The organism is Nocardia sp. NPDC050408 (assembly GCF_044458905.1).
Classification (GTDB): domain Bacteria; phylum Actinomycetota; class Actinomycetes; order Mycobacteriales; family Mycobacteriaceae; genus Nocardia.
In genome coordinates, this window is the sequence record NZ_JBITIL010000001.1 from 272,878 (window position 1) to 291,962 (window position 19,085).

General features: G+C 64.1%; 21 protein-coding genes and 4 tRNA genes. 19 read left to right on the forward strand and 6 right to left on the reverse strand.

Annotated elements, in window-relative coordinates; translation table 11 throughout:
- Positions 1-17 precede the first annotated feature (17 nt).
- From ACIBJI_RS01370 to ACIBJI_RS01380, 3 genes are all read right to left on the reverse strand, one after another.
- Entirely contained in the window at positions 18-455 is a 438-nt protein-coding gene (locus tag ACIBJI_RS01370; RefSeq protein WP_396958314.1) for a VOC family protein, read from the reverse strand.
- A gap of 65 nt (positions 456-520) precedes the next feature.
- Positions 521-934: an AraC family transcriptional regulator gene (locus ACIBJI_RS01375; protein ID WP_364358607.1), complete on the reverse strand. Its 414-nt coding sequence runs from the start codon at positions 932-934 to the stop codon at positions 521-523.
- A gap of 1 nt (position 935) precedes the next feature.
- Positions 936-2,216 (reverse strand): geranylgeranyl reductase family protein, encoded by a 1,281-nt coding sequence (locus ACIBJI_RS01380; RefSeq protein ID WP_396958315.1) that lies wholly within the window; start codon positions 2,214-2,216, stop codon positions 936-938.
- Positions 2,217-2,410: 194 nt separating this feature from the next.
- Between ACIBJI_RS01380 and ACIBJI_RS01385 the strand changes: the two genes are divergently transcribed.
- On the forward strand, positions 2,411-3,433 hold the full coding sequence (locus tag ACIBJI_RS01385) for a polyprenyl synthetase family protein (protein WP_364358601.1): 1,023 nt from the start codon (positions 2,411-2,413) through the stop codon (positions 3,431-3,433).
- Between the two features lie 366 nt (positions 3,434-3,799).
- The gene (htpX, locus tag ACIBJI_RS01390; RefSeq protein ID WP_364358598.1) at positions 3,800-4,675 is read left to right on the forward strand and encodes a zinc metalloprotease HtpX; all 876 of its coding nucleotides are present in this window, start codon (positions 3,800-3,802) and stop codon (positions 4,673-4,675) included.
- Positions 4,676-4,699: 24 nt separating this feature from the next.
- Here htpX and ACIBJI_RS01395 read toward each other — a convergent pair whose 3' ends face one another.
- Complete coding sequence (locus ACIBJI_RS01395; protein WP_397082675.1) at positions 4,700-5,164, reverse strand: MarR family transcriptional regulator; 465 nt, start codon at positions 5,162-5,164, stop codon at positions 4,700-4,702.
- Between the two features lie 125 nt (positions 5,165-5,289).
- Between ACIBJI_RS01395 and ACIBJI_RS01400 the strand changes: the two genes are divergently transcribed.
- A complete protein-coding gene (locus ACIBJI_RS01400) occupies positions 5,290-6,288 on the forward strand; it encodes a nitroreductase/quinone reductase family protein (RefSeq protein WP_364358591.1) in 999 nt (332 codons plus the stop codon).
- A 55-nt stretch (positions 6,289-6,343) separates the two neighbouring features.
- Here the strand turns inward: ACIBJI_RS01400 and ACIBJI_RS01405 are convergent.
- Positions 6,344-6,426, reverse strand: a tRNA-Tyr gene (locus ACIBJI_RS01405).
- A gap of 201 nt (positions 6,427-6,627) precedes the next feature.
- On the opposite strand from ACIBJI_RS01405, the gene ACIBJI_RS01410 reads away from it, so the two are divergent.
- The 11 genes from ACIBJI_RS01410 (at position 6,628) to ACIBJI_RS01460 (ending at position 12,777) form a co-directional block, all read left to right on the forward strand.
- On the forward strand, positions 6,628-7,119 hold the full coding sequence (locus ACIBJI_RS01410; protein WP_364358588.1) for a YajQ family cyclic di-GMP-binding protein: 492 nt from the start codon (positions 6,628-6,630) through the stop codon (positions 7,117-7,119).
- Between the two features lie 141 nt (positions 7,120-7,260).
- Positions 7,261-7,333 (forward strand) — tRNA-Thr (locus tag ACIBJI_RS01415).
- Between the two features lie 74 nt (positions 7,334-7,407).
- Positions 7,408-7,483: transfer RNA gene (locus ACIBJI_RS01420), tRNA-Met, on the forward strand.
- 43 nt (positions 7,484-7,526) lie between these two features.
- Positions 7,527-7,697 (forward strand): 50S ribosomal protein L33, encoded by a 171-nt coding sequence (gene rpmG / locus ACIBJI_RS01425; RefSeq protein WP_011211653.1) that lies wholly within the window; start codon positions 7,527-7,529, stop codon positions 7,695-7,697.
- 263 nt (positions 7,698-7,960) lie between these two features.
- Entirely contained in the window at positions 7,961-9,019 is a 1,059-nt protein-coding gene (locus ACIBJI_RS01430; protein WP_396958339.1) for a fused (3R)-hydroxyacyl-ACP dehydratase subunits HadA/HadB, read from the forward strand.
- A gap of 231 nt (positions 9,020-9,250) precedes the next feature.
- Positions 9,251-9,323 (forward strand) — tRNA-Trp (locus tag ACIBJI_RS01435).
- A gap of 106 nt (positions 9,324-9,429) precedes the next feature.
- Complete coding sequence (gene secE / locus ACIBJI_RS01440; protein WP_397082678.1) at positions 9,430-9,813, forward strand: preprotein translocase subunit SecE; 384 nt, start codon at positions 9,430-9,432, stop codon at positions 9,811-9,813.
- A 105-nt stretch (positions 9,814-9,918) separates the two neighbouring features.
- Entirely contained in the window at positions 9,919-10,698 is a 780-nt protein-coding gene (gene nusG / locus ACIBJI_RS01445; protein WP_364358656.1) for a transcription termination/antitermination protein NusG, read from the forward strand.
- Between the two features lie 108 nt (positions 10,699-10,806).
- Positions 10,807-11,241: a 50S ribosomal protein L11 gene (rplK, locus tag ACIBJI_RS01450; RefSeq protein WP_062983809.1), complete on the forward strand. Its 435-nt coding sequence runs from the start codon at positions 10,807-10,809 to the stop codon at positions 11,239-11,241.
- Between the two features lie 78 nt (positions 11,242-11,319).
- Positions 11,320-12,033: a 50S ribosomal protein L1 gene (gene rplA, locus ACIBJI_RS01455; protein ID WP_354960268.1), complete on the forward strand. Its 714-nt coding sequence runs from the start codon at positions 11,320-11,322 to the stop codon at positions 12,031-12,033.
- A gap of 189 nt (positions 12,034-12,222) precedes the next feature.
- Complete coding sequence (locus ACIBJI_RS01460; protein WP_364358581.1) at positions 12,223-12,777, forward strand: NADPH-dependent FMN reductase; 555 nt, start codon at positions 12,223-12,225, stop codon at positions 12,775-12,777.
- 72 nt (positions 12,778-12,849) lie between these two features.
- Here the strand turns inward: ACIBJI_RS01460 and ACIBJI_RS01465 are convergent, their stop codons facing one another.
- A complete protein-coding gene (locus ACIBJI_RS01465; protein WP_397082680.1) occupies positions 12,850-14,463 on the reverse strand; it encodes an MFS transporter in 1,614 nt (537 codons plus the stop codon).
- A 541-nt stretch (positions 14,464-15,004) separates the two neighbouring features.
- On the opposite strand from ACIBJI_RS01465, the gene rplJ reads away from it, so the two are divergent.
- The 5 genes from rplJ (at position 15,005) to ACIBJI_RS01490 (ending at position 19,064) form a co-directional block, all read left to right on the forward strand.
- Positions 15,005-15,544, forward strand: coding sequence for a 50S ribosomal protein L10 (gene rplJ / locus ACIBJI_RS01470; protein ID WP_364358575.1), 540 nt, complete (start codon positions 15,005-15,007; stop codon positions 15,542-15,544).
- 144 nt (positions 15,545-15,688) lie between these two features.
- Positions 15,689-16,069, forward strand: a complete 381-nt coding sequence (gene rplL, locus ACIBJI_RS01475) for a 50S ribosomal protein L7/L12 (protein WP_040696004.1) — start codon at positions 15,689-15,691, stop codon at positions 16,067-16,069.
- A 242-nt stretch (positions 16,070-16,311) separates the two neighbouring features.
- A complete protein-coding gene (locus ACIBJI_RS01480; RefSeq protein ID WP_364358571.1) occupies positions 16,312-17,388 on the forward strand; it encodes an ATP-binding cassette domain-containing protein in 1,077 nt (358 codons plus the stop codon).
- A gap of 98 nt (positions 17,389-17,486) precedes the next feature.
- Positions 17,487-18,194 carry an ABC transporter permease gene (locus ACIBJI_RS01485; RefSeq protein ID WP_364358653.1) on the forward strand — a complete coding sequence of 236 codons (708 nt, stop codon included), beginning with the start codon at positions 17,487-17,489 and terminating at the stop codon, positions 18,192-18,194.
- 105 nt (positions 18,195-18,299) lie between these two features.
- Positions 18,300-19,064: an ABC transporter permease gene (locus ACIBJI_RS01490; RefSeq protein WP_364358650.1), complete on the forward strand. Its 765-nt coding sequence runs from the start codon at positions 18,300-18,302 to the stop codon at positions 19,062-19,064.
- Positions 19,065-19,085 lie beyond the last annotated feature (21 nt).

The following is a 19,085-nucleotide window of genomic DNA, read 5'->3' on the forward strand; positions in this document are numbered from 1 at the left end:
GCGTTCGGGCTCGTCGGCTACCCGGCGAAATCCTCCGGGCTGAATTCCTTGGGCTCCACCAGCACCAGCCAGTTGCCGGAGTTGTCCCGGATGATCGCCTCCGTGCCATAGGGGCGTTCGGCGGGCGGCTGGACGAACTCCACACCCTTGGCGGTCAATTCCTCGAAGGTCTTCTGGCAGTCATCGGTCTTCAGACCGACCGCGCCGTGGGTGCCATTGGCCAGGGCACGGCGGATGGCATCGGCGAGATTCTCATCCAGCGGCGGTCCCGGAATCATCAGGGTGATCTCTAGTTCCGGATGATCGGGATGTGCGACGCTGACCCAGCGGAATCCGTTGTCGCCCATCGTCACATCGCTGGTCTCGACGAACCCCAGCTTTTCGGTGTACCACTGCTTGGCCGCGTCCTGGTCGGTGACGTACACGGTGACCAAGGAGACATTCGTAATAGTCATGCCCAAAGGCTAGGAAACGCGTCGACCCGCACGCTTCTCCGAAATTGCTGAGCTCTGCGAACCGCTCAACTTCGCGGCTTGCGATCCGATAGCCCGTGCATGAACACATAACAGCCCGGAATCCGCGGCGCGCCGTCCGCGAATTTGGCCTGATACTCCGACGGCGTCACCCCGACCAACTGCCGGAACTTACTGCTGAACGACCCGAGGCTGCTGTACCCGACCATCATGCAGACCTCGGTCACGGTGAGGTTGGTGGCCCGCAGATAATCCTGCGCCCGCTCGATCCGTCGCTGTGCCAGATACGCCGCGGGCGTCACGCCGTACACGGCCGCGAACGCGCGCAGGAAGTGATACTTCGAAACTCCCGCGGCAGCGGCTAGTTCGTCCAGATTCAACGGCTCGGCATAGTTGCGGTCCGCAAGATCCCGCGCCCGCCGCAGATGCGGAAGTAGGTAGAGCGCGGGTAGTCCGGTCATCTCAGGTGAAGGGTGCGAGTTCGTCGAAGCGGTAGGACGCCCGCCCCGCGGCCCGCCAGGCCCTGGCCGTCAGATCCAGATCCTCATCGGTGACCAGATTGCCCATCACCCGAACCGCGGTGCGCTGCAGATACTTCGACCGCATCACCGGCGGCCCGCCCATCGGCACCATCCGCGGGTGGGTCGCCAAACCGGCGATGCGCCGTGCCACCGAGAACGTCCGCCCGTAGCGGGCACGCAATAGCTGCGGCCACACCGTCGTGAGATCCGGTTCGTCCAGCAGTCCGGCGAGCATGTGCCCGCCCTCGAGTCCGTAGTCGATGCCCTCGCCGTTCAGCGGATTCACACAGCCCGCGGCATCGCCGATCAGCACCCAATTGCGCCCCGCGATATTCGATACCGCGCCGCCCATCGGCAGCAGCGCGGAGGCGACCGCCCGCAGCGAACCCTCGAACTGCCACTCCTCGCGGCGCAACGAGGTGTAGTGCTCCAGTAGGGGTTTCAGCGCGATATGCGAGGGCCGCTTCTCGGTGGCGAGCGAGCCGACGCCGATATTCACCTCCCCATTGCCCAGCGGGAACACCCAGCCGTAGCCGGGCACCAAATCGCCGTCGGCATTGCGCAGCTCCAGATGCGAAGTGATCCACTGGTCATCGCTGCGCGCGGATTTGATGTAGGCGCGGGCCGCGGTGCCATAGGCGTACTGCCGATGCCAGGTGCGCCCGAGTAGTTTGCCGATCGGGGAGCGGACACCGTCGGCGACGACGAGCGTCTTGCATGCGATCGAATGCGGGCCCTCCGCCGTCTTCACCGTCACACCGGTGACGCGATCACCCTCCCGGATGACATCGATCACTTTCGTGCCATCCAGCATCCGGGCACCCGACTTCACGGCTGTCTCACGCAGCTTGTCGTCGAGTTCGGTTCGGGGAACGGCACTTCCATACGTTGGGAACGAGCCGCCCGGCCACGGCAGCAGCGCCTCACGACCGAAACCCGTCATCCGCAGGCCATGGTTCACGGTGTGCGCCCGCAGCCAAGCGCCGAGGCCGAGGTGCTCCAATTCGGCGGTCGCGCGGGGGGTGAGTCCATCGCCGCAGGTCTTGTCACGTGGGAAGACGGCGGAATCGGTGAGCATGACATCACGTCCGGCCCGCGCGGCCCATGCGGCGGCCGCCGATCCGGCCGGCCCGGCACCGACCACGAGCACTTCGGTCTGTGTGGGAATCGCGCTCTGCGTCTCCCCGTCCCCGCCCGCGGGAGTGGCATCCGGTGAACCCATGCGCTCAATACTCGCAGGAGCATTCCGTTCGTGTCGATGGCGCCTGCCCGTGGCGCAGACCATGCGATCGATGTGGTCGGAAAACGATATGGAAAAGTGTCTGATACACCGCATAGTGACGGTGTTCATGGGCCGCGCGGCGGGGACACGCTAGGTTCTCTACCGTGGGGTCGGACGCATCGCTGGGAGAAGAGATGAGCACATCGGCTGTGAGTGATGAGAGCACGGTGGTGGCCGGAGTCGATCTCGGTGACACCGAGCTCGCCCAGACCGTGCGCAATGGCCTCATCGATGTCGAAAAACTCCTGATCGACGAGCTGTCCGACGGCGAGCTGTTCCTACAGGAGGCGGCGCTGCATCTGGCCAAGGCCGGGGGTAAGCGATTCCGCCCGCTGTTCACCATCCTCACCGGCCAGCTCGGTCCGCGCCCCACCGATCCGGCGCTGATCACGGCGGGCACCGTGGTCGAACTGGTGCACCTGGCGACCCTCTACCACGACGACGTCATGGACGAGGCCACCATGCGTCGCGGCGCCCCGAGCGTGAATTCGCGCTGGGGCAACAGCATCGCCATCCTCGCCGGCGACTATCTGTTCGCGCACGCGTCACGGCTCACCTCGACTCTGGGCCCCGATGCGGTGCGGATCATCGCCGAAACCTTCGCCGAGCTGGTCACCGGTCAGATGCGGGAAACCATGGGCGCCCGCGAATCCCAGGATCCGGTCGAGCATTACCTGCGCGTGGTGTGGGAGAAGACCGGCTCACTGATCGCCGCCGCCGGACGCTTCGGCGGCACCTTCTCCGGCGCCGATGCCGAACACGTCGAGCGGCTGGCCCGGCTCGGTGATGCGGTCGGCACCGCCTTCCAGATCTCCGACGACATCATCGATATCTCCTCGGCCGCCGAACAATCCGGTAAGACGCCGGGCACCGACCTGCGCGAGGGCGTGCACACCCTGCCGGTGCTGTACGCGCTGCGCGATGAGGGCGCCGAGGGCGACCGGCTGCGCAAACTGCTCGCCCACCCGCTGCAGACCGACGACGAGGTCGAGGAGGCGCTGTCGCTGCTCGCCCACTCCCGGGGCATGGTGCTGGCCAAGGAGAAGCTGCAGAGCTACGCCGATATCGCGCACGCCGAACTCTCCGCGCTGCCATCGGGCCCGGCCAACGACGCGCTGGAGCGCCTGGTCCGCTACACCATCGAGCGCGTCGGCTAGTGCCGCGTCCCGATAGCTCCTGCCGTATCAAGCCTTGGCTCGGAGTGTTCGAACGCCGTCGAATGGTGCTCGCCCACGCTGCATCGACCGCCATATCACTGCGCTCGGCGAGCAGTCGGAGCCAAGCTGTCCGGACGACGCGCTAGGTGGCACGGAGCTCACATTTCGATCAGGAACCTTCGCTCGTGCCTCGGCGTTGACCTGGTGTAATCCAATCGGTGAGATCGTGGTAGACGCGACGACTGATTTCGTGAGTACATGGGTAACTCGCCGGGTACGCCCAGAACCCACCAGGCGCTCGACGCAGGACCTGTGACCAAGTCTCGCGGCACTGACGGTATGGCCTGAATACGCGGAGAGGCGGACATGCACGGGTATGCGAATGGGCTGAAGACGTTCGGGCTCATGGTCGGCCTCTCGGCCTTGATCGTGTTCGCAGGGGCGTTGTTCCGCAGTCCGATGATTCTCTTCTTCGCGATCCTGATCGCGGTCGGCATGAATGCCTACGCCTATTTCTACAGCGACAAGATCGCGCTGAAGGCCATGCACGCGCAGCCGGTCAGTGAGCTGGAGGCTCCGGTCATCTACCGCATCGTGCGCGAGCTCGCGACTACCGCGCGTCAGCCGATGCCGCAGCTCTATATCAGTCCGACCAACGCCCCCAACGCCTTCGCGACCGGACGCAATCCGCGACATGCCGCAGTCTGTTGCACCAGTGGCATCCTGCAGATCCTCGACGAGCGCGAACTGCGTGCCGTACTCGGCCACGAGCTATCGCACGTCTACAACCGCGACATTCTGATCTCCTCGATCGCGGGTGCACTGGCCGCGGTCATCTCCGGCCTGGCCAACCTGGCCTTCTTCGCCTCGATGTTCGGCGGCAATCGCAATGGCGAGGGCCCCAATATCCTCGGCGTGATCCTGGTGACGCTGCTCGGGCCGATCGCCGCGACCCTGGTCAAATTGGCCGTCTCCCGCTCCCGCGAATATCAAGCCGATCAGTCCGGCGCCGAGCTGACCGGTGACCCGCTCGCCCTGGCCTCGGCGCTGCGCAAGCTGGAGCGCGGCGTACAGGCCGCCCCGCTGCCTCCTGAGCCGCAGCTGACGGCGCAGTCGCACCTGATGATCGCCAACCCGTTCCGGGCCGGTGAGCGTGCGGCGCGCCTGTTTTCCACCCACCCGCCGATGGCCGAACGCATCGCCCGCCTCGAGGAAATGGCGGGCGGGCCCCGCAACTACTGATCGCTGGGCCCACCCGCAACGCACTCAATCGTGTTCGGCCGCGAGTTCCTGCTCGTAGGCTCGTAGCGTCTCCACGAACATATGGCGCTGCTCGGCATTCAACGGTTCGAGCACCTTCCGCCACGCCCGCGCACTGCCACCGAGCCATGCGTTGACCGACTTCTCGTGCGCCGCCGCGATCGCGACGATAGTGCGACGGCGATCCGCCGCATCCGAGCGCCGCTCCAGTACCCCCTGACGGCTCAGATCGCCCACCATCAGGCTCACGGTCGTCGGCGCGACTTCCAGCCGCGCGGCCAGCTCGTTCACCGTCATCGGCCCCTCGAACACCAGATTCGCCAGCAGTGACAGATGCCGCGGCGCGAGCGAAAACGATTGCAGTTCTTCGGGAACACGCATCTTCTTGGCCCTTCCCACCACCCGCGGCATGAGCAGCAGCAGACTCCGAATGCCCTCGTCCACCCCGATGCCACGCGCACCCGTTGACATCCCGCACACCTCCAAATAGCCTTTGCTTACAAAGTATTTTTGCTTGCAAAGCAAAATCTAATCTCTCTCGCAAGGCTAGTACCAGCGGTCGTCGGTCTGCCCGGCGATCCGGAAGGGCACAGGACATGACAGAGGCACAGCCGACTTCGTCGGCGGGTTTCAATGCGGCGATCATCGACGAGTTCCGCGCGAACGCGGGGTCGGTCGGCGCGATGTTCGAGGGTGTGCCGCTCATCCTGCTGACCACGGTCGGCGCGAAAAGTGGACGCGAGCACACGACGCCGGTCGTCTATTGCCGAGACGGCGATCGTCTACTGATCTTCGGCTCGAACGGTGGCGCCGACACCCATCCGGCGTGGTTCTACAACGTGCAGCGGAATCCGGCCGTCACTGTGGAGATCGCCGAAGCGGCCGGCGTCGAGACTTTTCGGGCAACCGCAACAGTGCTGGCTGGTGCCGAGCGCGATCAGCGCTACGCCGAACAGGCCGAGCGCGATCCGGCATTTGCCGCATACCAAGCGGGAACCTCGAGAGTCATACCGGTGATCGCGCTGTCTCGCGAACAGCGAGCCGCGATCGGCCGCCGCGGCGTGATCGTCGGTGCGGCGGTCGCCGCGACCGCGGTGGCGGGCGTCTCCGCCGCGATCGTTGGCTCGGGTGATGTGGCCCCGCAGCAGGCGGCCCCGCGCGCAGCCGCCATCGGTGACCATCTGCGGACCGTGCATGAGCAATTGCGGCGCGATCTCGCGACGGTTCGCACGCAACTGGATCGGCTCGACGACTCGAGTGAAAACCTAAGCCTGCCAACGGATCTACGCAGCCACTGTGTCGCATTTTGTGGTGCGCTGCACGAGCATCACACCAATGAGGACGGTGTCTTTCCGGCGTTGGTCCGCCAGCATCCCGAATTGGCTCCGGTGGTCGAGCGGCTGCAGCGTGAGCACGGTGTGGTTGCGACGGCACTCGCCGAATTGCAACTGTTGCTCAACAGTGCCGACCCGGTTCGTTTGCGTGCCGAATTCGACCGTCTCGCGAATGAATTGGAAACCCATTTCAGCTACGAGGAGGACGAGCTCGTCGCAACCCTGAATGCGACCGACCCGACCGCACTTCGACAGCGGTAAATGCGCGCACAAACGAGAAACCCCCGCCGATCATGTGATCGGCGGGGGTTTTCGGTGGCAGGTGTAGGATTCGAACCTACGTAGGCTTTCACCGACAGATTTACAGTCTGCTCCCATTGGCCGCTCGGGCAACCTGCCGTCGCGCTTCTCGGCGCGCAGTGCAGCTTACAACGAACCCGCACCCAGAATGCAAACCGGCTGGCCATCGGCCATGCGACGGGACTACCGTCACGCTCCGGGGTAGAACTGACGATGACCGGAAACCGGTCGCTAGCGACTGCTTGCAGGTCGCTCGAAAGGGTCAGCAGACCCGTTGGACCGCCAGGACAGGAGCGAAGTGTGGCCGATTCGTCTTTCGATGTTGTCAGCAAGGTCGACCGTCAGGAGGTCGACAACGCGCTGCATCAGGCGGAGAAGGAGCTGAACACCCGCTACGACTTCCGTGGCACGGGCGCGAGTATCGAATGGTCCGGTGAGGACAAGATCGTGCTCAGCGCCGAGGCCGAGGAGCGGGTCAAGGCGGCGCTCGAGGTATTCAAGGAAAAGCTGATTCGCCGCGATATCTCGCTCAAGGCCTTCGATGCCGGCGAGCCCGCGGCCTCCGGCAAGACCTACAAAATCACCGGCACGCTGGTGCAGGGCATCGACGCCGAGCATGCGAAGAAGATTTCCAAGAAGATCCGCGACGAGGGCCCCAAGGGTGTCAAGGCGCAGATCCAAGGCGAGGAACTGCGCGTCTCCAGTAAGAAGCGCGACGATCTGCAGGCGGTGATCGCATTGCTCAAGGGTGAGGACTTCGGCATCGCGCTACAGTTCGTCAATTACCGGTAGGCTTTGGGCGGCCGCTGTATGTGGCCGCAAAAACCGCTCTGACCACCCGGTTTGGAGGTGCGACCGGTGAGTGTGTAACCTCGTTCAAGACTTCGCCGCGCCGGAGTCCTGAACGTTAGGCCACGGTGCGGAGCTAGTCATGCCCCCTTAGCTCAGTCGGCAGAGCGTTTCCATGGTAAGGAAAAGGTCAACGGTTCGATTCCGTTAGGGGGCTCGCCGGATTGCCGGTGGTGACCGACTCGGCATCTCCAAGGTTGGGCGCGGCATCACCGAGCAATGCGACCCCGTGGCGGTGTAGCTCAGTCGGTAGAGCAAACGACTCATAATCGTTGTGTCGCCGGTTCAAGTCCGGCCATCGCTACCAAAGACCGATCAGACCATCTGGTTGACCCGAAAGAAGGAATATCGTGGCCGCGAAGTCCACCGATGTCCGGCCAAAGATCACCTTGGCCTGCGAGCAGTGCAAGCACCGCAACTACATCACCAAGAAGAACCGGCGCAACGACCCGGATCGGCTGGAGCTGAAGAAGTTCTGCCCGAACTGCGGCACCCACCGGGCGCACCGCGAATCCCGCTAGTTCACCACGCGTGCCGCGGCCGCGTTGATTGGCTTCCGGGTGCGTCCCGGATTATCGGGTCGTGACACTTGCGAGGGCCGGACATATGTCCGGCCCTGACGTGTTTCACGACTCGAGTGCGGTGGGCGTTGCGAGCGAAGCGAGTAACCGATCGACACAGCCGCCAAGCGGGCACGACGGAGCCGAGCGCTAGCGAGGCGCAGTCGTGAACGCTCCGTCGACTCCGGGGCTCGGGGTCAGATAGGTACAGTCCTCCCGTGACAATCAACACCGGTACAGACGAAGCGGTCGCAACGGACGAAGAACTCGATCCCGCGGCGCATGCCGCGGCGATGGTCGGTCATCACTACCGCGTCGACGACTACTACGAGGTCGGCCGCGAGAAGGTGCGCGAATACGCCCGCGCCGTGCAGGACTACCACCCCGCGCACTGGGACGAGGACGCGGCACAGGAGTACGGCTACGACGGACTGCTCGCCCCGCTCACCTTCATCTCCCTGGTCGGAATTCTCGCCCAGCGCAAACTCTTCGAGCAGATCGTCACGGGCTACGACCTGAGTCAGATCATGCAGACCGATCAGATCCTGGAATTCCACCGCCCCATCAAGGTCGGCGACCGGCTGGTCTGCGATGTTTACCTGCACTCGTTCCGGCAGGCCTTCGGCGGCGACATCATCGTCACCAAGAACATCGTCACCGCGCAGAACGACGAGATGGTGCTCACCACCTACACCACACTGATCGGGCGTAGCGGCGGCGATATCGATCCGAACCTGCAGGGCGCGGTCCGCAATGTGCTCATGCACGGCATCGACGAGGACGCCCCGAGCCATCATCCGCGCACTGTGGCTGACACCCACGTGCCCGCTGTGCCCGCGCCCGTGATCGCACCGAGCAAGCACGCGATCAACTTCGAGGACATCGCCGTCGGCGACGAACTGCCCGCGCGCATCGTCCGGCTCACTCGCGGCGATCTGGTCAACTACGCCGGTGTCTCCGGGGATGCGAATCCGATCCACTGGAGTGACGAGGTCGTCAAACTCGTCGGCCTGGAGAACGTGGTCGCGCACGGCATGCTCACCATGGGCCTCGGCGGCGGTTTCGTGACCTCCTGGCTCGGCGATCCCGGCGCGGTCAAGGAGTACAACGTGCGCTTCACCAGCCCGGTCTACGTCGGCTCCGAGGAACCTGCGGAGGTCGAGTTCGCGGGTAAGGTGAAGTCGGTGGATCCGGAGACCCGGACCGCGGTCGTCGCCATCGTGGCGAAGTCGGCGGGCAAGAAGATCTTCGGGCGCGCCACCGCGACGGTCCAACTGGCCTGACCTGGTCGAGCGACCCTGATTGGCATATGCCGCAGGCGGTAACGTACACTCAGATTTCTGGGGTCACCAGCCGCTGCGCGCTGCTCTGCAAGGGCTGGTTCCAGGTGAGTCCGCAAGGATTCGCCGACGGGGCCGGCAACTGCCGGAGTGGCGCGCGTGTTGTGTGATACCAGATAGAAGAACGACAACTGAATACAGAACAGTGGTTGGACAGCTGGATCGTTCGACCGAAGGGGCGTAGCTCAACTGGCAGAGCAGCGGTCTCCAAAACCGCAGGTTGCAGGTTCAAGTCCTGTCGCCCCTGCCCTGGATGCCAGCGACGAAAGGATCGACGTGAGCGAGCGTAGCGAGCGAGCCATTGGCACATCGCGCATCGCGCACGGCGGCGCCGAGCGCAGCGAGGTGACGGCGTGAGCGACGAGCGGGATACTCGCCGCGGCGCGCATGCCGAGGACGACGACACCGCCGCGGTGGCTCGCCCGAGCGGTAAGCGGTCCGCGCGGCGCAGTCGGAATGCCGATTCGGGCTCGGTCGCCACGATCGATCGACCGTCGTCAGCCAAGGCAGCCAAGAAGACCGATCAGGCCGAACGCAAGAAGACGGGTAACCCGTTCAAGCGTTTGATCAAGTTCCTGCGCGAAGTAGTCGCGGAACTGCGCAAGGTGATCTGGCCCAACCGGAAGCAGATGGTCACCTATACGAGCGTTGTTCTGGTGTTCGTGATCTTCATGGTCGCGTTCATCAGCGGGTTGGATCTGGCGTTCATCAAGGGTGTCAACTGGCTGTTCGGCTAGCCGATCGCCGCCGACGCCGGTAGCCGACCCCGGGTCGGCGCGTTACAGCGCGCCAGGCCCGGTACGCAAAGGATGTACGTGACGACACAGGAAGCGAGTGCCCCAGTGAGCACCCCGGAGAACGACACAACCGACGAGTTCCCGGTCGACGACGCGGTGCAGACCGTCGAGGAGTCCGCTGCCGTCGAGGAAGCTGTTGTCGACGAATCCGACGCCGCTGACGCCGAAGTTGTCGAGGCCGCTCCTGTCGATGCCGAACCCGCCGATCCGGTCGCCGAAATGAAGGCCGCGCTGCGACGCGCCCCCGGCGATTGGTACGTGATTCACTCGTACGCCGGTTACGAGAACAAGGTGAAGGCCAACCTCGAAACCCGCGTGCAGAACCTGGACCTCGAGGATTACATCTTCCAGGTCGAGGTGCCGACCGAAGAGGTCACCGAGATCAAGAACGGCCAGCGCAAGCACGTCAACCGCAAGGTGCTGCCCGGTTACATCCTGGTCCGGATGGAACTCAACGACGAGTCGTGGGGCGCGGTGCGCAACACCCCCGGTGTCACGGGTTTCGTCGGCGCCACCTCGCGGCCGTCGCCGCTTTCCATCGACGATGTGGTGAAGTTCCTGGTCCCGGCCGCGCAGCAGCAGAAGAAGCCCGCTGCCGAGGCCGCTGCCGCGACTTCGGCCGCCACCGATATCGCGCCCAAGCCGGTCATCGAGGTCGACTTCGAGGTCGGCGAGTCGGTGACCGTGATGGACGGCCCGTTCGCGACGCTGCCCGCCAGCATTTCCGAGGTCAATGCCGAGCAGCAGAAGCTCAAGGTGCTCGTGTCGATCTTCGGTCGCGAGACTCCGGTCGAGCTGGCGTTCACCCAGGTCGCGAAGATCTAGTTCCGCGGTTTCGGCTCCGGCTGGGATCGCGGGATGAATCGGCCCGGCGCACGGGTTGATTCACCAGGCTTGCAAAGAGCAAGGACACCAAAACCCTAGGAAAGAAAGATGCCCCCCAAGAAGAAGAAGCTCGCCGGGATCATCAAGCTCCAGATCCAGGCCGGCCAGGCGAACCCGGCCCCTCCGGTCGGCCCCGCGCTCGGTCAGCACGGCGTCAACATCATGGAGTTCTGCAAGGCGTACAACGCCGCGACCGAGTCGCAGCGTGGCAACGTCATTCCGGTCGAGATCTCGGTGTACGAGGACCGGTCCTTCGACTTCAAGCTGAAGACCCCGCCCGCCGCCAAGCTGCTCCTCAAGGCCGCCGGTGTGCAGAAGGGCTCGGCCGAGCCGCACAAGACCAAGGTCGCGAAGGTCACCATGGACCAGGTCCGGGAGATCGCCAAGACCAAGCAGGAAGATCTGAACGCCAAGGACATCGACCAGGCGGCCAAGATCATCGCGGGTACCGCGCGTTCGATGGGCATCACCGTCGAGGCGTGAGTCTCGCACTCGCAATCCCGGTGGGAGGGTCGGCCAGACCCGATAACCACTTCTGAACCACATTAAGGACAGACAATCATGGCAAAACGAAGCAAGGCGTATCTCGCCGCGGCCGAGAAGGTCGATCGCACTCAGCTCTACTCCCCGCTGGCCGCCGCGCGTCTGGCGAAGGAGACCGCTACCACCAAGACCGACGCGACCGTTGAGGTCGCCGTTCGTCTCGGTGTGGATCCCCGCAAGGCCGACCAGATGGTCCGCGGCACGGTCAACCTGCCGCACGGCACCGGTAAGACCGCCCGCGTCATCGTGTTCGCGGCCGGTGAGAAGGCCGCCGAGGCCGAGGCCGCCGGTGCGGACGCCGTCGGTGCAGAGGATCTGATCGAGCGGATCCAGGGCGGCTGGCTGGACTTCGACGCCGCGATCGCCACCCCGGACCAGATGGCCAAGGTCGGTCGGATCGCGCGTGTCCTGGGCCCGCGCGGCCTGATGCCGAACCCGAAGACGGGCACGGTCACCAACGATGTGACCAAGGCCGTCAACGACATCAAGGGCGGCAAGATCAACTTCCGCGTCGACAAGCAGGCCAACCTGCACTTCGTCATCGGCAAGGCGTCCTTCGACGATGCCAAGCTGGTGGAGAACTACGGCGCCGCGCTGGACGAGATCCTGCGTGCCAAGCCGTCGACCGCCAAGGGCCGCTACGTCAAGAAGGTCACGGTCTCGACGAACACCGGACCGGGCATCCCGGTGGACCCGAACCGCACCCGCAACCTCCTCGACGAGGATGCGTAAGTAGCACCCCGGCTCTTCGATAGCCCAGCTCTTCGGAAGCTGAGCGTTATCGCAGGAAGCTGAGTTTTACCGCAAGGGCGGGAACGCGATTCGCGTTCCCGCCCTTGTGCATATTCGGCTGATTTTCCCAGGTGGCGGTATGGGCGCTCGCGGTGCTGCGGACGCACCGCGATTCGGACTATTTCACGCGTGGCGACGGTTGGCCATGAGGTGACCGCCGTACTACTCATCTCCGGAAGCACGCGCAGTGCTTCGACCAATACCGCCGCACTGCGCACAGTCGCGGCGATCGCGCCGGAGGGTGTCGAGACCTTCTGGTACGAAGGCCTCGGTGAACTTCCCGCCTTCAGTCCGGATGACGACGGTACCGGTCATCCGTCGGTTGTCGCACTGCACGAACATATTTCGCGCGCCGATGCGGTCCTGCTCTGTACTCCGGAATACGCGGGTACCCTCCCCGGCAGCTTCAAGAATCTGCTCGACTGGACCGTCGGCACTGCCGACCTCTACGAAAAGCCGACTGCCTTCCTCAATGTCGCCGCCCAAGGCCGCGGCGAAGGCGCGGCCACCACCCTGACCACGGTGCTGGGCTACGTCGGTGCCATCGTCGATCCGGCCACCTGTGCCCGACTCCCGGTAGCCCGCGATGCCGTCGACACCGACGGCCTGGTCACCACCCCCGAATTCCGCAGCGGGGCACTGACAGCCCTCATCCGCCTGGTCCACCAGACCACCCCCGCCTGACCACCCGCCCAGGCGAGTCGAATGGTGGCTTTCGGGCCGGGGTCCGAGCCACCATTCGACTCGTTTCGATGGTCAGTTTTCCTGGGGCTCTGAGGATTTGCGCCAGCCGAGTAGCACCGATTCGCCCTCCTGCACACCCCACGGTAGGAAGATGGCGACGATCAGCGCGCACACCACGACCGCGCCCGCGGCGACCAGGGATGCGGCGTGGGAACCCTGCAGTGCTGCCGTTTTCATTGCGGTGATCAGGTTTTCGCGCTGGACCTCGAAGAATGGTGCGAGTTCTCGTTTGCGGATCTCGAGCACGCTGAGCGGACTGGCCTTCACCAGACTGCGCTGGTCGGAGTCCATCATCCCGGCGGGCACCCGGTCGATCAGCGGCGAGACGCGAGTTGTGTAGTAGGAGGCCACGATCGAGCCGAGGACCGCGACGCCGAGGGTACCGCCGATCTCGCGGGTGGTGTCGTTGACCGCGGATCCCGCGCCCGCTTCGTTCAGCGGTAGCGATCCCATGACCGATTCGGTCGCCGGGCCCTGCACGATGGCCAGGCCCAGTGCCATCGAAACCATGGACGGCAACACGTCGATGACATAACTGCTGTCCACCGTCACCTGCCCGCCGAGATACAGCCCGACCCCGGTGAGCAACAGCCCGAATACGATCACCGGCGTGGTGCCGATGCGGGTCGCCATGAGCGTCGCGATCGGTGCGCCGATCGCCACCGAAAACGCGAATGGCAGTGCGGCGATACCGAATTCGAGTGGCGTGTATTCGCGCACCCCTTGGAAGTACTGAGTAATGAGGAATAGGAATCCGAACATCGAGAAGTAGCCGACCGCAATCGCCAAGGCGGGCATGGAGAATCGGCGATTGCGGAACAGCCGCATATCGAGAATCGGTGCGTTGGTACGCAATTCCCACGTGATGAAGGCCGCGAGCAGTGCGACACCGAGTGCGCCGACACTGAGCGTGGTGGTGGAAAGCCAGCCGTAGCGCGGCGCTTCGATAATTGCCCACACCAGCGCGGTGATGCCGGTGACCGACAATCCGATGCCCGGCAGATCGAGCCGTCCCACCTGGGCGGATCGCGATTCGGGCACCCAGATCAGGGTGGTGGCCAGCGCGATCAGTGCCACCGGCACATTGATCCAGAAGACCGAATGCCAAGAAAAGTGTTCCAGCAGCCAGCCGCCCGAGATCGGGCCGATCGCGATGGCGAAGCCGGCCATGGCCGTCCAGGCGGCGATGGCCAGTGCCCGCTCGCGTTTATCGGTGAAGATATTGATGATCAGCGCCAGGGTGGCGGGGAAGACGGCCGCGGCGAAGGCACCCATGGCAGCGCGGGCGGCGATGACACTGCCCATGGATTCCGACAGCGCCCCGCCGACCGACATGACGGCCACGCCGACCAGGCCGATCATCATGACGCGGCGGCGTCCGTAGCGGTCGCCGAGATTGCCGAAGGCCAGCAACAATCCGGCGAAGGTCAGGGTGTACGCATCGACGACCCATTGCAGGCCGCTGACGCTGGTGGCCAATTCCACTCCGATGGAGGGCAGGGCCACATTCACGATGGTGTTGTCGAGGACGACCAGCAGCTCCGCCGAACAGATGACGGCAAGAGCGATGAAGCGTCTGGTGCGTCGTTCCAACAGCACCGGTGGATCGACTATGGAGGTTGCCATAGTTCAGTAGTCAAGCAGTAACTGTCACCCGTGGTAACACTTTGTTGTGGCGATATCCGCCACAACTGTCAGCGATTGTGATTGGCGACACGTTGTCGAAGCTATGCGGGCACTGGCTGATTTCGCGAATAACTCGACGGATGCGTCCAATACGCAACTCCGGCATAGCCGCAGGTCCACGACGTTCGTCCGGTGGCACTCGCGAACGGCGAAAGTTCCGGGGAGGCTGAGGGAGTGCCGTTTTGGCAGATGGGGATGGGTTCGGCTACTCTGGACCGAAGTAATCGACAAGTTCGATGACTACCCAATCCGTTCTACCGAAGACCGTTGGTCGCTGCGCCCATTCGGGCGTGGTCGAAGGTCCGGCATCAAGCCGGCGGCCCACGCAGGGAGGACCGAGGCTGGGAATTGACTTGGGCCATGCCCGGGTCGATCACCTATTGCGCCCCGGAACGCTCTGCGTTCGGGGCGTTTGCTTTATCGCTGGCCCCTGGTACTCGGCAGTTCGAATACGAACCGACATCCAGAGAGGAGGCGAAGTATGGCAAAACCCGAGAAGGTCACCGCGGTCGAGGAGATCACGGAGCAGTTCAAGAGCTCGTCGGCCACCGTCATCACGGAATACCGTGGTCTGTCGGTCGGTAAGCTCACCGATCTGCGTCGCGCGCTCGGCGAAGGCGCTACCTACTCCGTCGCCAAGAACACCCTGGTCAAGCGGGCGGCCGCGGAAGCGGGCGTCGTTGGCCTGGACGACTTGTTCGTCGGACCGACCGCCATCGCCTTCATCAAGGGCGAGCCGGTCGACGCGGCGAAGGCCATCAAGACCTTCGCTAAGGACAACAAGGCGCTCATCATCAAGGGCGGGTACATGGACGGCGCCGCGCTGTCCGTTGCCGAGGTCGAGAAGATCGCCGACCTGGAGTCCCGCGAGGTGCTGCTGGCCAAGCTGGCCGGCGCGATGAAGGGCAACCTGGCGAAGGCTGCCGGTCTGTTCAATGCTCCCGCTTCGCAGGTGGCCCGCCTGGCCGCCGCGCTGCAGGAGAAGAAGCAGGCCGAAGAAGGCGGAGCTGCCGCCGAGTAACACCCCCGCGGCATGAGCGAGGGGCCCGTAGCGGTAGCGCAGTCGCAACCACGCAGGGCCCCGCGAATGCCGCAAATTCAACACAGCGGGTGGATCGCGTGCGGCTCGCCCACATAGACAACCAACTACCGAAAGGAACCAACAATGGCCAACGTTGACGAACTGCTCGAGACCTTCGGCAACATGACCCTGCTCGAGCTGTCGGACTTCGTCAAGAAGTTCGAGGAGAAGTTCGAGGTCACCGCGGCTGCTCCGGTCGCCGTCGCCGCCGTCGGTGGCGCTGCCGCTCCGGCCGAGGCCGCCGAGGAGCAGGACGAGTTCGACGTCATCCTCGAGGGTGCCGGCGACAAGAAGATCCAGGTCATCAAGGTGGTCCGCGAGATCGTCTCGGGCCTGGGTCTGAAGGAAGCCAAGGACCTGGTCGAGAGCGCCCCGAAGCCGATCCTGGAGAAGGTCGCCAAGGATGCCGCCGAGGCTGCCAAGGCGAAGCTGGAAGAGGCCGGCGCCAAGGTCTCCGTCAAGTAATTCGCGAGTTACTCGCCGAGCGGGCGGTCCCCATTGGGGGCCGCCCGTTTGCATTGTCGTGACGCGTGCGACGGTAATGCGAATATTGCGAGTGATCCGGGGTTACTCTTCGGTCAGGTTAGGGTGTGCCGCGTCATGCTCATGGGATACAGTGACCGCACCCACTGTGACGCGACACACCGTGATACCGAATAGCGCGGTTCGCCGGTGGGTGGTTCGCTGAGAAATTTGTGGAGGTTGGCGTGGGCGTCGAGGTCAGGACCGAGGGTGTTACCAAGTCCTTCGGTTCACAGCGTATTTGGCAGGATGTCTCACTGACGCTGCCCTCGGGTGAGGTCAGCGCGCTGCTCGGCCCCTCGGGTACCGGTAAATCCGTCTTTCTGAAGTCACTGATCGGCCTGCTGCGTCCGGAGCGCGGTTCGATCTTCATCGACGGAACCGATATCACCACCTGCTCCAATAAGGAGCTCTACGAAATCCGCAAGCTCTTCGGTGTGCTGTTCCAGGACGGCGCGCTGTTCGGCTCGATGAATCTCTTCGACAATGTCGCTTTCCCATTGCGCGAGCACACGAAGAAGACCGAATCCGACATCAAGAAGATCGTGATGGAGAAGCTCGAGCTGACCGGTCTGCTCGGCGCGGAGGGCAAGCTCCCGGGTGAGATCTCCGGTGGTATGCGCAAGCGCGCCGGTCTGGCCCGCGCTTTGGTGTTGGACCCGCAGATCATCCTGGTCGACGAGCCCGACTCCGGTCTGGACCCGGTCCGTACCTCTTACCTGTCGCAGCTGCTGATCGATATCAACGCGCAGATCGACGCGACGATCTTGATCGTGACCCACAACATCAACCTGGCCCGTACCGTGCCCGACAACATCGGCATGCTGTTCCGTCGCTCGTTGGTGATGTTCGGTCCGCGCGAGGTGCTGCTCACCTCGGAGGAGCCGGTGGTCAAGCAGTTCCTCAACGGACGCATGATCGGTCCGATCGGTATGTCGGAGGAGAAGGACGAGGCGCAGATGGCGCGCGAGCAGGCCCTCGTCGACGCAGGGCACCACCATGGTGGCGCCGAGGAGGTCGAGGGCATCATCCCGCAGATGCGGGCCACTCCGGGGATGCCGGTGCGCCAGGCTGTGATTCGCCGCCAGGCGCGCGTCCGCGAAATCATGCACACCCTGCCGCACGCGGCCCAGGCGGCTATCCGGGATTCACTTGCGGAGAGCGACGACACGCAGGTGATGGCGTACCAGAATGGGGACCTGGGCGGATACCAAGGTGGGTCGTTCGACACTACCGTGCGCCACAACACAACTAACGGGTAACATCTGCGATCGTGAATTCCACCCTGGCGCGATTGCGGACTCCAGTAGAGTCGGGGTTTGGCCAGGCCGGCAACATCTTTGCGCTGCTCATCGACGTTATGCGCAAGACGTTCAAACGGCCTTTCCAGTTGCGCGAATTCATCGAGCAGTCGTGGTTCATCGCGAGTGTCTCGATCTTGCCCAGCGCACTGGTCGCCATCCCGTTCGGTGCGGTTGTCGCGCTGCAGACCGGCTCTTTGATCAAACAACTAGGCGCCGAGTCTTTTACCGGCGCAACCAGCGTGCTGGCTACCGTCCAGCAGGCCGCTCCCGTTGTGACCGCGTTGATCATCGCGGGCGCGGCTGGCTCGGCGGTCGCCGCCGACCTGGGCGCGCGCAGCATCCGTGAGGAGATCGACGCGATGGAGGTGCTCGGCATCGACCCGGTGCAGCGACTGGTCGTGCCGCGCGTGCTCGGCATGATGCTGGTCGCGCTGCTGCTCAACGGTCTGGTGTCGGTCGTCGGTATCGCCGGCGGCTACTTCTTCAACGTGCTGCTGCAGGGCGGAACACCGGGCGCCTACCTCGCTTCGTTCTCCGCACTGGCCCAGCTGCCGGACCTGTGGATCGGTGAGATAAAGGCCTTGGTATTCGGTCTGCTCGCAGGCGTGATCGCCGCGTACAAAGGGTTGCATCCAAAAGGGGGCCCGAAAGGAGTCGGAGACGCGGTGAACCAATCCGTGGTTATCACCTTCATGGTTCTGTTCTTCGTGAACTTGATCCTGACACTGGTGTATTTGCAGGTCGTCCCCGCCAAGGGCGCCTGACCCGTGGCCACCTCGTACCGTCCCCCGGTGCTGGCGAAATCTGCCCGCCGGGCCCGTGAGATCGCACGTGTGCCGGTTAATGTCATCGATCGCGCAGGCGACCAGATGTCGTTCTATTCCAAGGCCATCGCCTGGATTCCGCGCACCGCGGTGCACTACCGCAAGGAGGTCATGCGGCTGCTGGCCGAGGTGACCTTCGGCAGTGGTGCGCTGGCCGTCATCGGCGGCACCATCGGCGTCATCGTGTTCATGTCCGGCTCGGTCGGCGTCGTTGTCGGCCTGCAGGGCTTCAAGGCCTTGGATGCGCTCGGCAGTTCGGTGCTGACCGGCTTCCTCACCGCCTATATCAATACCCGTGAGATCGCCCCGCTGGTCGCCGCGCTCGCGCTCTCGGCAACGGTGGGTTGTGGTTTCACCGCCCAGCTCGGCGCGATGCGGATCTCCGAGGAGATCGACGCGCTCGAGGTGATGGCGGTGCCGGGTCTGCCGTTCCTGGTCACCACCCGGGTGATCGCGGGCTTCCTCGCGGTTATCCCGCTCTACATCGTCGGCCTGCTCGGCACCTTCCTGGCTTCGCGAATGATCAGCATCTGGTTCAACGGACAATCCAGTGGTTCCTATGACCACTATTTCAGTCTGTTCCTGCCACCAGAAGACGTCTTGTATTCATTCGTCAAAGTGTTGGTCTTCGCGTTCGTAATCATCATGGTGCATTGCTATTACGGCTTCAATGCCACCGGCGGACCGGCCGGTGTCGGTGTCGCGGTGGGTCGCGCTGTGCGCGCGGCGATCGTGCTCGTGAATGTGCTCGATTTCTTCCTGAGTCTCGCCATCTGGGGCACTACGACAACAGTGCGGGTTGCCGGATGAGCGAGCGGGGCATCGAAATGG

Excerpts from the sequence above, each read along its gene's own strand:
- ACIBJI_RS01395 (WP_397082675.1), bottom strand. The coding sequence starts at position 5,164 with ATGTCAACGGGTGCGCGTGGCATCGGGGTGGACGAGGGCATTCGGAGT.
- htpX (WP_364358598.1), top strand. The coding sequence starts at position 3,800 with ATGCACGGGTATGCGAATGGGCTGAAGACGTTCGGGCTCATGGTCGGC.
- ACIBJI_RS01375 (WP_364358607.1), bottom strand. The coding sequence starts at position 934 with ATGACCGGACTACCCGCGCTCTACCTACTTCCGCATCTGCGGCGGGCG.
- ACIBJI_RS01400 (WP_364358591.1), top strand. The coding sequence starts at position 5,290 with ATGACAGAGGCACAGCCGACTTCGTCGGCGGGTTTCAATGCGGCGATC.
- rplL (WP_040696004.1), top strand. The coding sequence starts at position 15,689 with ATGGCCAACGTTGACGAACTGCTCGAGACCTTCGGCAACATGACCCTG.
- rplA (WP_354960268.1), top strand. The coding sequence starts at position 11,320 with ATGGCAAAACGAAGCAAGGCGTATCTCGCCGCGGCCGAGAAGGTCGAT.
- ACIBJI_RS01370 (WP_396958314.1), bottom strand. The coding sequence starts at position 455 with ATGACTATTACGAATGTCTCCTTGGTCACCGTGTACGTCACCGACCAG.
- rplK (WP_062983809.1), top strand. The coding sequence starts at position 10,807 with ATGCCCCCCAAGAAGAAGAAGCTCGCCGGGATCATCAAGCTCCAGATC.
- ACIBJI_RS01385 (WP_364358601.1), top strand. The coding sequence starts at position 2,411 with ATGAGCACATCGGCTGTGAGTGATGAGAGCACGGTGGTGGCCGGAGTC.
- ACIBJI_RS01380 (WP_396958315.1), bottom strand. The coding sequence starts at position 2,216 with ATGGGTTCACCGGATGCCACTCCCGCGGGCGGGGACGGGGAGACGCAG.
- ACIBJI_RS01485 (WP_364358653.1), top strand. The coding sequence starts at position 17,487 with ATGCGCAAGACGTTCAAACGGCCTTTCCAGTTGCGCGAATTCATCGAG.
- ACIBJI_RS01465 (WP_397082680.1), bottom strand. The coding sequence starts at position 14,463 with ATGGCAACCTCCATAGTCGATCCACCGGTGCTGTTGGAACGACGCACC.
- ACIBJI_RS01490 (WP_364358650.1), top strand. The coding sequence starts at position 18,300 with ATGTCGTTCTATTCCAAGGCCATCGCCTGGATTCCGCGCACCGCGGTG.
- rplJ (WP_364358575.1), top strand. The coding sequence starts at position 15,005 with ATGGCAAAACCCGAGAAGGTCACCGCGGTCGAGGAGATCACGGAGCAG.